At 74.2% G+C, this 12,354-nt stretch carries 15 protein-coding genes; 6 read left to right on the forward strand and 9 right to left on the reverse strand.

The window, feature by feature from the left end; genetic code table 11:
- Nucleotides 1-193 precede the first annotated feature (193 nt).
- Complete coding sequence (locus PV342_RS17330) at nucleotides 194-1,189, forward strand: carbohydrate-binding protein (protein WP_400804090.1); 996 nt, start codon at nucleotides 194-196, stop codon at nucleotides 1,187-1,189.
- Between the two features lie 29 nt (nucleotides 1,190-1,218).
- On the opposite strand, the gene PV342_RS17335 is transcribed toward PV342_RS17330, so the two are convergent.
- The 3 genes from PV342_RS17335 to PV342_RS17345 form a co-directional block, all read right to left on the reverse strand.
- A complete protein-coding gene (locus PV342_RS17335; protein WP_400804087.1) occupies nucleotides 1,219-2,160 on the reverse strand; it encodes a 1-phosphofructokinase family hexose kinase in 942 nt (313 codons plus the stop codon).
- Between the two features lie 89 nt (nucleotides 2,161-2,249).
- A complete protein-coding gene (gene nagA / locus PV342_RS17340) occupies nucleotides 2,250-3,389 on the reverse strand; it encodes an N-acetylglucosamine-6-phosphate deacetylase (protein WP_500317751.1) in 1,140 nt (379 codons plus the stop codon).
- Entirely contained in the window at nucleotides 3,386-4,300 is a 915-nt protein-coding gene (locus tag PV342_RS17345) for an ROK family protein (protein WP_500317753.1), read from the reverse strand. The genes nagA and PV342_RS17345 overlap by 4 nt, the downstream gene beginning before the upstream one ends.
- Nucleotides 4,301-4,470: 170 nt before the next feature.
- Here PV342_RS17345 and PV342_RS17350 point away from each other — a divergent pair, with 170 nt between their 5' ends.
- Both PV342_RS17350 and otsB read left to right on the forward strand, forming a co-directional pair.
- On the forward strand, nucleotides 4,471-4,737 hold the full coding sequence (locus tag PV342_RS17350) for a DUF3263 domain-containing protein (protein WP_386987997.1): 267 nt from the start codon (nucleotides 4,471-4,473) through the stop codon (nucleotides 4,735-4,737).
- 123 nt (nucleotides 4,738-4,860) lie between these two features.
- Nucleotides 4,861-5,733: a trehalose-phosphatase gene (gene otsB / locus PV342_RS17355; RefSeq protein ID WP_500317755.1), complete on the forward strand. Its 873-nt coding sequence runs from the start codon at nucleotides 4,861-4,863 to the stop codon at nucleotides 5,731-5,733.
- A 374-nt stretch (nucleotides 5,734-6,107) separates the two neighbouring features.
- On the opposite strand, the gene PV342_RS17360 is transcribed toward otsB, so the two are convergent.
- Nucleotides 6,108-6,776 (reverse strand): response regulator, encoded by a 669-nt coding sequence (locus PV342_RS17360; protein WP_500317773.1) that lies wholly within the window; start codon nucleotides 6,774-6,776, stop codon nucleotides 6,108-6,110.
- A gap of 2 nt (nucleotides 6,777-6,778) precedes the next feature.
- Nucleotides 6,779-7,879: a sensor histidine kinase gene (locus PV342_RS17365; RefSeq protein ID WP_500317756.1), complete on the reverse strand. Its 1,101-nt coding sequence runs from the start codon at nucleotides 7,877-7,879 to the stop codon at nucleotides 6,779-6,781.
- Nucleotides 7,880-8,013: 134 nt separating this feature from the next.
- On the opposite strand from PV342_RS17365, the gene PV342_RS17370 reads away from it, so the two are divergent.
- Nucleotides 8,014-8,226: a hypothetical protein gene (locus tag PV342_RS17370; protein ID WP_018560058.1), complete on the forward strand. Its 213-nt coding sequence runs from the start codon at nucleotides 8,014-8,016 to the stop codon at nucleotides 8,224-8,226.
- An 81-nt stretch (nucleotides 8,227-8,307) separates the two neighbouring features.
- Here the strand turns inward: PV342_RS17370 and PV342_RS17375 are convergent, their stop codons facing one another.
- From PV342_RS17375 to PV342_RS17390, 4 genes are all read right to left on the reverse strand, one after another.
- Nucleotides 8,308-8,718 carry a hypothetical protein gene (locus PV342_RS17375; protein ID WP_400804078.1) on the reverse strand — a complete coding sequence of 137 codons (411 nt, stop codon included), beginning with the start codon at nucleotides 8,716-8,718 and terminating at the stop codon, nucleotides 8,308-8,310.
- Nucleotides 8,719-9,057: 339 nt separating this feature from the next.
- Nucleotides 9,058-9,966: a hypothetical protein gene (locus PV342_RS17380; RefSeq protein ID WP_500317758.1), complete on the reverse strand. Its 909-nt coding sequence runs from the start codon at nucleotides 9,964-9,966 to the stop codon at nucleotides 9,058-9,060.
- Nucleotides 9,967-10,072: 106 nt separating this feature from the next.
- Nucleotides 10,073-10,273, reverse strand: a complete 201-nt coding sequence (locus tag PV342_RS17385; RefSeq protein WP_400804073.1) for a DUF397 domain-containing protein — start codon at nucleotides 10,271-10,273, stop codon at nucleotides 10,073-10,075.
- Nucleotides 10,270-11,085: a helix-turn-helix domain-containing protein gene (locus PV342_RS17390; RefSeq protein ID WP_500317760.1), complete on the reverse strand. Its 816-nt coding sequence runs from the start codon at nucleotides 11,083-11,085 to the stop codon at nucleotides 10,270-10,272. The genes PV342_RS17385 and PV342_RS17390 overlap by 4 nt, the downstream gene beginning before the upstream one ends.
- Nucleotides 11,086-11,199: 114 nt before the next feature.
- On the opposite strand from PV342_RS17390, the gene PV342_RS17395 reads away from it, so the two are divergent.
- On the forward strand, nucleotides 11,200-11,592 hold the full coding sequence (locus tag PV342_RS17395; RefSeq protein WP_391576585.1) for an ATP-binding protein: 393 nt from the start codon (nucleotides 11,200-11,202) through the stop codon (nucleotides 11,590-11,592).
- Entirely contained in the window at nucleotides 11,589-11,993 is a 405-nt protein-coding gene (locus PV342_RS17400; RefSeq protein ID WP_500317762.1) for a hypothetical protein, read from the forward strand. Before PV342_RS17395 ends, PV342_RS17400 begins: the two co-directional genes overlap by 4 nt.
- Nucleotides 11,994-12,354: the final 361 nt, after the last annotated feature.

The raw sequence follows: 12,354 nt of genomic DNA on the forward strand, positions 1-12,354 counted from the left end.
CGGGGCTTCGGACGGTTGAGCGCCCCATCACCGGTTCCAGGTAGGGTGCCGTGGTCAGAGGTGTGTCCGCCCGTGACGGCCGCGGATGAATCGATCATGAACATTCGCCACCGCGGGGAGCGCACGCCTTTCGCCGGATGCCCCGGTACTGATAGGTGCTGTGCAAGCGACAGGCAGTGGAAGGTGAAGAGCGATGACGGCCGGCAACAACGGTGCCCCCGAGCCCGGGAGTGACGACCCCTTCGCGTACCTGTACCGCCAGGACGGCGAGGAGCCGGGTCAGGCGGCTGCTGCCCAGCCCGGCGTGCCGCGCACCTCGTACAACCAGGTGCAGCGGGTCGGCGAGCGGCGCCCGCAGCAACCGCAGCAGCCGCAGCAGGGCGGCTACGGCTACCCGCAGCAGCAGCCCGGGTACGGCCAGCAGCCGCCCGCCTACGGTCAGCCGCAGCCCCAGCAGCCCCAGCAGGCCCAGGCGACCCAGCAGTTCCCCCAGGGCCCCGCAGGCCCGTCCGGACCGGCTGGCGGCGGCAGCCGGCGCGCGGCGTCCCCGCGTGCCGGCGGCCCCAACAGCAAGGGCCTGCTGATCGGCGCCGTCGCCGTGGTCGCCGCCGTGGCGATCGGCATCGGCGTCGCCATGGCGGGCGGTGACGACGACACCCCGCAGGCGGGCGGCACCTCGACGCCGACCGCGAGCAGCGACGGCGGCAAGGACGACAGTTCCGGCGAGCCCTCGGCCTCGGCGAGCGCGACCGAGCCCGGTGTCGTCGACGCGGCCTCGCTGGCCAAGGCGGGCGGCGCACGGGTCGGTTCCCAGTACAAGGGCACCCTGGCGGCGGGCGGCAAGTACGTCGAGAACATGAACGCGGTGGGCGCGTCGGTGACCTGGACGGTCGACGTGCCGAAGGACGGCTCCTACGACTTCTGGATCCGCTACGCGAACGCGGAGAAGGACTCGGCCAGCGCCACGACCGTGGTCAACGGGGCGCCCCAGAGCTACAAGCCGGACCTGAAGAACTACGGCAAGGAGGGCGACTGGAACGCGTGGTACCGCTCCTACGTCACCCTCGACCTGAAGCAGGGGAGCAACACGATCGCCTTGACCTGCGGTCAGGGTGACGCCTGCCACTTCAACCTCGACCAGGTGGCGCTCCTGGACAAGGGCCAGTCGCCCGAGGGCTGGGGAAACTGATCCCGCCGCGGCCCGCCGGTCACGGCGGGCTACTGCCGTGAGTCGCCGTCCCGGATCACGTTGATCCGTCCCAGCAGGTCCTCGTACACCCCGCTGTCGAACTCGCCCGCCACCGGTGCCGCCACGGTGGCCGCCGAGAGGGCGACGGCGCGGGCGAGGCGCCGCGGCCAGTCGAGGCCCTCGACGATCCCGGAGAGCAGGGCGGCGACGGCGGAGTCGCCGGCGCCGGCGGGGTTGCCGGGGACGGGGGCCGGGGGACGGGCGGTCCACACGGTGCCGTCCTCGGCGAGGGCGAGCATCCCGTCGGGACCGAGCGAGGCCGCGACGGCGCGGGCGCCGCGGCGGCGGGCGTCGCGGGCGGCGCGCATGGGCTCCGTCGCTCCGGTGAGCCCGGTCAGTTCGGCGGCGTTGGGCTTGACCAGATCGGGCCGGGCGGCCAGGCCGCGTCGCAGGGGCTCGCCGCTGGTGTCCAGCAGCACCGGGACGCCCGCGGCGCGCGCGTCCCGGACGAGGTCCGCGTAGCAGCCGACGGGCAGCCCGGGCGGCAGGCTGCCGCACAGCGCCACGGCGCGCGTCGTGCCGCTGTCCAGGAACGTGCGGTACGTGCCGAGGAACGCCGCCCACTCCTGCGAACTGATCGTCGGCCCGGGCTCGTTGAACATCGTGGTGTCGCCGCCCGACTCGTCCACGACGCCCACCGTCCGCCGGGTGCTGCCGGAAGTGGGCACGAGCGCGTCCGTGACGCCGTCGATGCCCGTCAGGTAGGCGCGCAGCCGGTCGCCCGACGCGCCGCCCGCGAAACCGGTCGCGACGGCCTCGTGGCCGAGCGCGGCGAGTACGCGGGCGACGTTCAGCCCCTTGCCGCCGGGACGTTCCGCGGCCTCCGACACCCGGTGGGTGGTGTGCGGCCGCAGCCGGGGGACGCGGTAGGTCACGTCGATGGCGGCGTTCAGCGTGACGGTGACGATCACCGCGTGATCCCTTCGAACAGCGTGTGCGACGGGAAGGGATCATGCCAAACGAACGCCCGCAGGCACAGACCCCGCCGCCCGCGGTCCCGTCAGGGCTCGACGACCCAGCTGCCCTTGCGCATCACACCCACGAGGTCGAACGACGCGTCCAGGACCACCAGGTCGGCGTCCTTGCCCGGCTCCAGGGAGCCGATCCGGTCGTACGCGCCCAGCAGCCGCGCCGGGTTGGCGCTCAGCGCGCGCACCGCGTCGGCGACGGGCAGCCCGTCGACGGTCACCGCCCGCTTGAACGCCGTGTCCAGGGTGAGCGTGGAACCCGCGATGGAGCCGCCCTCGACGAGCCGGGCGACGCCGTCGACGACGTCGACCTCCATCGGGCCCAGCAGGTAGCGGCCGTCGCCGAAGCCGGCGGCGTCCATGGCGTCGGTGATGAAGGCGACCCGGTCGGCGCCGGCGCTGCGGAAGGCCATCTCCAGGACGGCCGGGTGGAGGTGGACGCCGTCGTTGATGAGCTCGACGGTGACCCGCTCGTCCTCCAGCAGCGCGGCGATCGGGCCGGGTTCACGGTGCAGCAGCGAGGGCATGGCGTTGAACAGGTGCGTCGCCACGGTGGCGCCCGCCTCGACTGCCTGCAGGGTGGCCTCGTACGCGGCGTCGGTGTGGCCGACGGCGGCGATCACGCCGTGCTCCGCCAGCATCCGCACCGAGTCGAGCCCGCCGGGCAGTTCGGGGGCGAGGGTGACCATGCGTGCGGTGCCCCGGGCGGCGTCGAGCAGCTTGCGGACGTCCGAGGGGTGCGGGTCGCGCAGCAGCGAGGGCTTGTGCGCGCCGCGCCGGTGCGGGGAGATGAACGGCCCCTCGAAGTGGATGCCGGCCAGGTCGCCCTGCTCGACCAGCTCGGACAGCAGCGCGGCCTGCCGGGAGAGGTCGTCCAGGTCCCCGGTCACCGTCGAGGCGAGCAGGGTCGTGGTGCCGTGCCGCCGGTGGGTCGCGATTCCGGTGAGGACGGCCTCGGCGTCACCGGAGGAGAAGGACGCGCCGCCGCCGCCGTGCACGTGGATGTCCACGAAGCCGGGGACGATCCAGTGTCCCGTCAGGTCGCGGGTGGACGCCTGGCGCGGGTCGTCCGCGACGATCGAGCGGCCCTCGACGGTCACCCGGCCGTCCTCGACCACGCCGCCCGGCAGCACCACACGGGCACCGGTCAGCACGCTAGTTGCCGCAGTCAAGCGGTCACCTCCACGGAGAGAAGGTCCCAGGCGAGCAGCCCTGCGCCCAGGCATCCGGCGGTGTCCCCGAGGGTCGCCGGCACGATGAGGGGGAGTTGCTGGAAGGTCAGCCGCCGCTCGACGGCGGCCCGCAGCGGCGTGAAGAGGGTGTCGCCCGCCTCGGCGAGCCCGCCGCCCACGATCAGCGTGCCCGGGGTCATCAGGGTGATCCCGGTGACCAGGCCGTCGGCGAGGGCGGCGACGACCTCGTCCCACACGGCCGCCGCGCGGGGGTCGCCGGCCTCGACGGCGGCGGCGCACCCGGCGGCACCGGCGTCGGGGCCGCCGCCCGCGGCCTCCCAGGCGCGGGCCACGGCGGTGGCGGAGGCCACGGTCTCCAGGCAGCCCCGCTGCCCGCAGCCACAGGCCGGGCCGCCGGGGCGGACCACGATGTGCCCCAGTTCGGTGGCCTCGACCCGGCCCTCGATGCCGATCGCCCCGGCGATGCCGGTGCCCAGGGCCACGAACAGGAAGCGCTCGGCGCCCCGCCCCGCGCCCAGCCGGCCCTCGGCGAGGCCGCCGGCGCGCACGTCGTGGCCGAGGGCCACGGGGGTGCCGTCGAGGCGGCGGGTGAGCAGGTCGCGCAGGGGCGCGTCGCGCCAGCCGAGGTTCGCGGAGTAGACCGCGACGCCGGACCGCTCGTCGACCAGCCCGGGCACGGCGACGCCGGCCGCGGCGGCGGGCTCGCCGTAAGCGCTTTCGCCATACGCCCGCAGATCCGCGGCGAAGTCGAGCACGGACTCGACCACGGCGTCCGGGCCGCGCTCCCGGCCGGTCGGGCGGCGCGCCTCGTGAAGCAGCGTGCCGTCCGTCGCGACCAGCGCGGCCTTCATGCCGGTGCCGCCCACATCGAGGGCGATGACGTGTCTCACGGGGGACAGTCTCGCGCGGTACACCACAAAAGGTCTAGTCCACTCGTCGAAAGAGATCGCGTACGATGCGCGGGGGGAGTGGTGTAGACCTCATGTGACGCCGGGTGGGGACTCCATGTGGTCGCCGCATCACCCAGCGGGGTCGCCGGCGCCGCGGATATGGTGGTCGGATGGAACGGGACGAGAGCGGGGCGGACGCGGCCGCCCCCGGGGACGGGCTGACGGAACAGGACCGCGCCGTCCTCGACATCGCCCGCCGCGCCTGGGCGGGCCCCGGCGCGAAGGAACGCGCGATCCGCGAACGCCTCGGCATCTCCCCCACGCGCTACTACCAGCTGCTCAACGCCCTCCTCGACGATCCGCGCGCCCTCGCGCACGACCCCGTCACGGTCAACCGCCTCCGCCGCACCCGCGACACCCACCGCACCAACCGCTGACGCCTCCGGCGGCGACACCGACCACCCGCCCACCGACGGGCCCGGGGACCACCGCCGGAGCGAGAGGCGGGATGCTTCCGTACGCCGGGCACGCCCCCCGCAGAGGTCGGTAAGGTCGGGGGCATGAGCCGCAGCCGCAGGGACGAACTGCCGGTACCGACGACGTCCGAGGGCAAGGACGGCCTGGCCGCACTGCTCGCGGAGCCCCGCAGGGCCGTGCTGGCACTGGACTTCGACGGGACGCTGGCCCCGATCGTGCCGGATCCGGACGCCGCGCGGGCCCATCCCCGCGCCGCCGCCGCGCTGGCCCGGCTGGCCCCGCGCATCGGGTCGGTCGTGGTCGTGACGGGCCGCCCCGCGGGCGTGGCCGTGCGGTACGGAGGATTCGCCGGGGTACCCGCGCTGGAGCACATGGTCGTGCTGGGCCACTACGGCGCCGAGCGCTGGGACGCCCGTTCCGGTGAGGTCAAGGCGCCCGGCGCGCACCCCGGCGTCAACGCGGTCCGGGCCGAACTGCCCGGCGTGCTGGACGCGATCGGGGCCTGGCGGGGCACGTGGGTGGAGGACAAGGGCCGCGCGGTGGCCGTCCACACGCGCCGCACGCAGGATCCGCAGGCGGCGTTCGAGTCGCTGAGCGGGCCGCTGCGCGAACTGGCCGAGCGCCACGGGCTGATCGTGGAGCCGGGCCGGATGGTGCTGGAGCTGCGGCCGCCCGGGATGGACAAGGGCGTGGCCCTCAACGACTACCTGCGCGAGGTCGGCGCCGGTCCCGTGCTGTACGCCGGTGACGACCTGGGCGACCTGGCCGCCTTCGGCGCCGTGGAGAAGCGGCGCGCCGACGGGCTCCCCGGTGTGCTGGTGTGCAGCGGCAGCGCGGAGGTGGCCGAACTGGCCGCCCGGGCCGACCTCGTCGTGGACGGCCCGGAGGGCGTCGTGGCGCTGGTCGACGCCCTCGCGGACGCCCTGGAGGAACGGGACGCCGAGGACGGGGCCTAAGAGCTCGCGCGGCCAGGCGCGGTGGGGACGAAGCTCGTGCGGCCTCCTGCCCGCTCCACGCTTCGGCCGGCGGCCACCGCACGATCTTCAGGAGTCCACACGACCCCTGGTGATCACGCGGTGGCCGTCCTCTGACGCCACAGCGGCACCGATGCCCCGGTTGCCGCCCGTGATCAGCGCCACGTTTCCTTCAACTCGGTTCATGGCGTTGAGTCTTGCGGGCGCCGGCGACGGAAGCCGGCGGGTATCCGCCCTGGCGTTCGACGGAGTTCGTGCAGCGGCTCCCGATCCGGGTGGTCGATGACGAGAGCGACGCGGAGGGTCCGCCGGCCGGACACGGGTTGGTCGGGTGCGGCGCCCCGCCCGGGGGCGCTTCACCGGTCGGGCGGGAAGGCCGCGTCGTGGACGAGCAGGGCGATCTGGACCCGGTTGTTCAGGCCGAGCTTGCCGAGGACGCGGGAGACGTGGGTCTTCACCGTCGGCACGCTCATGTGGAGCCCGGCCGCGATCTCCGCGTTGGACCGGCCCTCCCCGATGGCGAGCGCGACCTCGTGCTCCCGCTCGCCCAGCGAGGCGAGCCTGCGCCGGGCGGTGGACCGTGCGCCGCGGCCGCCCTCGCTGTCGGCGCCGGCGACCTGGGCGATCAACTGCCGTGTCACCGCGGGGGAGAGCACCGGTTCGCCGGCCGCCACCTTCCGCACCGCCTCGACGATCTCGCGGGGCGCGGTGTCCTTCAGGACGAACCCCGCGGCGCCGGCGCGCAGCGCCCGCAGCACGTGCTCGTCGGTGTTGAAGGTGGTGAGCACGATCACCTCCGGCGCGCCGGGCCGCGACCGCAGCGCCTCGGTGGCCGCGAGCCCGTCCACGGTGGGCATGCGGATGTCCATGAGCACCACGTCGGGGGAGTGCTCCCGGACCAGCGACGCGACCTCGCCGCCGTCGGCGGCCTCGGCGACGACCTCGACGTCCGGTGCCCCGCCGAGCATCATCCGCAGCCCCGCCCGCACCAGCGGGTCGTCGTCCACCAGCAGCAGCCGCACCATCCTCACGCCGCCCACGGTAGCCAGGCGCGCACCCGGAAGTCACCGCCGGAGCGGCCGTGCTCCAGGTCTCCCCCGGCGAGCGAGGCCCGCTCCGTCAGCCCGATCAGCCCCTGCCCGGCGCCGGGGATGGCGGGCACCACGGCCGCCGCGGCCGGCACCGGATTGCTGACCTCGACCGTCAGGCCCCGTGCGGGACCGCCGGCGAGCCGCACGGTCACCTCCGCGCCGGGGGCGTGCTTGCGGGCGTTGGTCAGCCCCTCCTGCACGATGCGGTAGGCCGTGCGCCCCGAGGCGGCGGGGGCCGCCGCCGACACGGCGTCGTCGTCCGTCTCCAGCACGATCCGCATCCCGGCGTCCCGCGACTCCTCCACCAGCCTCGGCACGTCGGCCAGCGTGGGCTGCGGCCGCCCGCCCGCGCCGTCCGCCGCGGCGGACCCGGCGGGCTCGCGCAGTACGCCGATGATGCCGCGCAGGTCGTCCAGCGCCTGGTGCGCGCTCTCCCGGATCACCCCGGCGGCCCGTTCGATCTCCGCGGGGGACGCACGCGGGTGGAACTCCAGCGCTCCCGCGTGGACGCTCAGCAGGGACAGCCGGTGCGCCAGCACGTCGTGCATCTCCCGTGCGATCTCCTCGCGGGCCTGCCGCCGCCCGCGCTCGGCGTACGAGGCGAGCAGCTGGCGCCGGGAGCGCACGTAGAGCCCCCAGCCGATCGAACCCGCCATGATCACGAAGAAGGTCATCGCCGAGCCCGTCTCCGGCAGGTCCGGGTCGGGGCCCCGGGCCACGAACAGCGGCAGCGGCGCGAAGGCCAGGGCCGCCACCCAGGCCGTCGTGCGCAGCGGCCGGTACGCCGCCACGGTGAAGACCGCCACCGCCGTCGGGCCGCCGACCAGGTGCGCGAACCACCCGGTCACCAGCAGCACCACCGCCAGCTGCACGGGCCACCGCCGCCGCAGGAACAGGGCCGCGCACGCGGCCGCGCTGACGGCCTGCTCGACGGGGCCGATGGAGGCACCCACCCCGTCCACGGACAGCACGGAGAAGGCCGCCGCACCGAGGAAGACCGCGATGTCGGCGACGAGGCCCTTCCGTACGCGTCGCATTCCTCCGAATGTACGGTTCCGGGGCGCCGGCACCACCCCCGCGCCCCAAGTCGAGACTTTCGGACGACAGCCCCCGCGCGATCGGCGACTTTCGCCGACAGCCGACGCGGGCGCCCGCTCCCTAGCCTCGGGGCATGAAGGGATTCCTCGGCTTCCTCGGCTTCGTGCTGCTCTCCCAGGGCATCGGCGGCATCGCCTACCAGCTCACCGGAGGCTGGTTCCGGGTGTGGGCGCTGACGCACCGGATCGGCTTCCTGGACGGCTACGAGATCTACGTGTGCGTCCTCCTGATCGTGCTGGGCATCGCCGTCTGCTCCGCGGCGGAGTCGGTGGGCAAGCGCGCCTGACGCGGGCCGCGCACGGCCCGCCCCGGTCCCCCGTTCCTGTCTGACGGGGGGCCGGGGCGGTGGCACGGGGAAGGGGTGGGGTCACCAGTTGTTGTTGTCCCGGACGATCGCGGCGCACTCCACGACGGCGCGGGCGGTGGGGCTGGTGAGGGTCGAACCGTCGATGTTCCGGACGGTGACGGTCCATCCGTTGCCGGACCGCTGGCTCGTCAGCACGATCAGGCCGCGGTTGCTGAGGACGAAACCGCCGCCGGTGACCTCGGTGCGCGAGGGGCAGCGCGCCGAGACGGTCTGCGTGGCGCCCGAGGGCACGACGGCGGAGACACCCAGGAACTCGGCGGTCCTCAGCCGCCCGAAGTCGTCACGGTTGCCATTGCCCTGGACGGGGTTTCCGGCGGCGTCTTCGGCGACCGCGGTGGTGCGCGCGGGGGCGGTGGCGTTCAGGGGGGCGACGAATGCGGTGGTCGTGACGACCGCGGCAGCGACCGTCATGGTTCCGGCGACACCCCAAAGCACATTACGACGGGGTCGACCGGTCAGGGTCTTCTTCGCTCGTATGTTCATCTCTCTGCCTTCGAAGATGACGGAAGGAGCTCGCTCCGGGTCGAAGCGATTGCGCTCATCGTCACCTTGTGCGGTGCGTTCCGCACTTTGAGTGACCAAAGAGGATGAACGGTGTCCGGCCCCGATCTGACGGAGCGGCGTTCACCGTGGCGACCTTGGTCGTGGTCCCGAAGATCCCGGCCGCCTCCGCCGGCATCCGGTCGTCGACGTCTATGACGGTGCGGGTCGTTCGAGCCTCCTCCGGCATGGGTGTCCGACTCAGCGATATCAAAATGAGCCGTTGCTGATATCGGCGGCCACTGGCGGCTTCACGCGGGGCCGCTGCCGCGCGATGCCCGCGCGGACCAGGGCGGCGCCGCGCGGACCGCCTGACGGAGCGGCGGGAACGGCTCCGGCGCAGGGCGGGCAGGGGCCGGTCCGGCCCGGGGGCAGCGGGTCTCCGCAGCCGGGGCACTCGGGGAGCGGGGCCGCCGGGGCGGCGGGGTCGCGGGCGGGGCGGGGTGCGGGGAGCTTGTCGCGCAGGCGCCGGGCGACGAAGCCGGCGGGTGAGTGGACGGTGCGGGGCAGCCCGGAGGACAGGGCGGTGCCCAGTTCCAGCTCGCTCGCTCCGTGGGCCAGCCAGCGGGCGGCGAGCGGGGCCAGCCGGGCGGCCTCGGCGACGCCGAGGGCGAGCCTGGCCTCCCGCCGCCCGAGGCGCTGCAGCGCGGCCGCCGCGCGGGCGACCAGCGACTCGTCGGCGGGGGGCTCGGGGTGGGAGGTGTTCTCCTCCTCCTTGTTCTCCCCCTTGGGGGATGCGCCGACGGCCCGTACGGACGGCGCACCGGCGGTCAGGATGCTGCCGCCCGGAGCCGCGAAGGCCGCCTCGATCTCCGCGGGGTCGCGCAGGGGCACATTGGAGACGAGCACCCGGGTCGTCCAGCGGCCGGTCTCACGGCTCTGTGTGCGGCGGGTGTGCACAAAGCCCTCCGCCTCCAGCTGCTGCCGGGCCCGGCGCAGGGCGATGCGTCCCTCGGGCATCTTCTCGCCGATGGACTGCAGGGTCTCCCGGGACCCCTCCGGCAGGGAGAGCGCCCACTGCAGCAGCCGTACGGCGGTGCCGTTCAGGCGCGGATGGCGGATGAGGTCGTTCGGCGTCTGGGAGAAGAAACGGGTCGGCGGGATAGCATGACGCAGCATTTGCGGGGCTCCTTCGGATAAAGCCTCGTAGGTGTAGGCCCCCGGCCGGTGTTGGCGCACCACTGGGGGCCGCTTCATGCTCTGGGCACGAAGGGTGATCGGCCGATTACTCTACCGGTGCCCCGGTGCTGTCGGCGACGAAGGCGACGAACGCCGTCCACGCCTCGCCGGTGAAGGCCAGCGAGGGCCCGGACGGGTCCTTGGAGTCCCGCACGTGCACGGCGCCGGAGGCATGGGCGACCTCGACGCACTGGCCGCCCTCGCTGCCGCTGTAACTGCTGGTGAACCAGGCGAGTCGGGATGTCATAGCTCCCCCGCAATCTGCTCGATCACTCTGGCGGAGTCCCCCACGCTGAGGGCCTGTGAGCGGATCATCGCATAGCGCTGATGGAGTTTGCTGACCTCGTCCCGGCCATCCACCAGCACGCTGCGGCCCTGGACTTCGAGATAGGCGAGCAGCCGCAGATCCGGTGTCTCCAGCAGGCTCATGGGGCCGTCGAAACCCGCGTGCGCCGTGTGGGAGAGCGGCATCACCTGGACCGTGACATGGCGCAACGCGGCGGCCTCCAGCGACCGCGCCAACTGGCTTCGGTGGACGGACCGTCCGCCGACCGGGCGGCGCAGCACCCACTCCTCGATGACGAAGGCGAGCTGCGGCGCCGGGGCGCGGGTCAGGAGCGACTGCCGGGCCAGCCGGGCGCGTACACGGCGCTCGACCTCCTCCGTCTCCAGCGTCGGGCAGTAGGCGCCGAGCACGACACGGGCGTACTCCTCCGTCTGCAGCAGGCCGTTGATGACATGCGTGTCGTAGGTGTAGAGGCTCACCACCGCGCGCTCCAGCTCCGCGTACTCCTCGAACCAGGAGGGGAACTCCGCCCGTTCCAGATGGCACGCCGCGGACCGCAGCACCCCGCCGCCGTCGCCCAGCAGGACTCCCGCCTTCTCCACGAACGCCGGAGGCGGCATCCGCTCGCCTCGCTCGATCTTGACGATCAGCGACTTCGAGTAGCCCACGTGCGCGGCCAGTTCGTCGGCCGAGATCCCGCGGGCCTCCCGCAGCGACCGCGCCACGGAGCCGAACATCCGCATGCTGGCCGATCCCTCACCCTTCGGGGACACGGCACCACCTCCCGGTACACACGCCGTACACAGCCGCGGACCGGCCCCGACACAGCTGACCAGGGGTCAGGTCCGCCCTGGTCAGGCTAGCCACGGCAGGGAACCGTTGGACCCATGACGCAGGAATCTCCACCCGCGGCGGCGATGCGTGTCGTCGCCGAGCCCGCCCGCATCGCCGAGGTCCGCCGTGCCGTACGCGAACAGCTCCGCGCCTGGGGGCGCGAGGACCTGGCGCCCGCCGCCGCGCTGTGCGTCACGGAGATACTCGCCAACGTGCACCGGCACGCGGGCTCCCCGGAGTGCGAGCTGACCCTCGACGACCTCGCCGCGGAGGGGGTGCGGGCCACGGTCAGCGACCGGTCGCCCGTCCTGCCGGTCCCGGCACCCGGGCCGCCGGACTGGGCGGCCGAACGCGGGCGCGGTCTGCACCTGATCGCGGCGGCGGCCCACCGGTGGGGCGTACGGCCGACGCCCGAAGGCAAGCAGGTGTGGGTGGTGCTGCGGTGAGGCCCGCCTCGTGGACCTGGCTGGACGACACGGCGTTCGGGCCGGTGGCCTTCCTGCTGCTGGCGCATCCGCAGGGGCTCGGCACGGCGGAACTCGCCGCGCTCCTCGGGCTCGCCGAGCCCGGGCGGCGGCTGCCCGAACTCGGCGACCGGATCGCCGTCCGCCGTCCCGGCCGGGCGGTGGTGCGCGGCGCGGACGGCGGGGCGCTGCTGGAGGTGGCGGCCGGTGAGCGGTGGACCGCCTTCGTCGCGGGCGGCGGACCGGTCGCGCTCGTCGTGGGGCTCGACCCGCTCGCCCGCCGCGCACCGCTGCCGGAGGTGGAGCTGTACCTGGCCCTGGGCACGACCGGCGGGCGCATCCGGCTGGGGATCAGCCGACTGGTGCCCTCGCCTCCCTCCTGACCGCGCTCCGGACCGGCGCCCGGCCGGGGCCGTCGGCGCCGCCCACGTCCAGCACGCTGCTCGCGCCGTCGGAGCCCCGGGTCGTGGGCGTGTGATCGGGGCGGCGGGGTTCCCGGAAGCCGACGGTCCGTGTCGGGAAGCCCCGCCGTCGGCGTTACCTTCGCTTCATTTCGGCAGGAATCCGATCCGCCTTCATGGTGGCGGCGAGGCGTACCGCGGAGGCCCGGAACCCCACCACAGGGGTCCTGCGCCCGTTCTGCACCCTAGGACTTGTCCGGACGATCATGTGACTACTCGCCGTCCGCGTCGTTGATGTGGACATGGGGCGGGGTGACTTGAGCGATGCTGAATGGGAACGACT

The sequence above is a fragment of the Streptomyces sp. PA03-3a genome, from assembly GCF_033792735.1.
Lineage (GTDB): Bacteria > Actinomycetota > Actinomycetes > Streptomycetales > Streptomycetaceae > Actinacidiphila.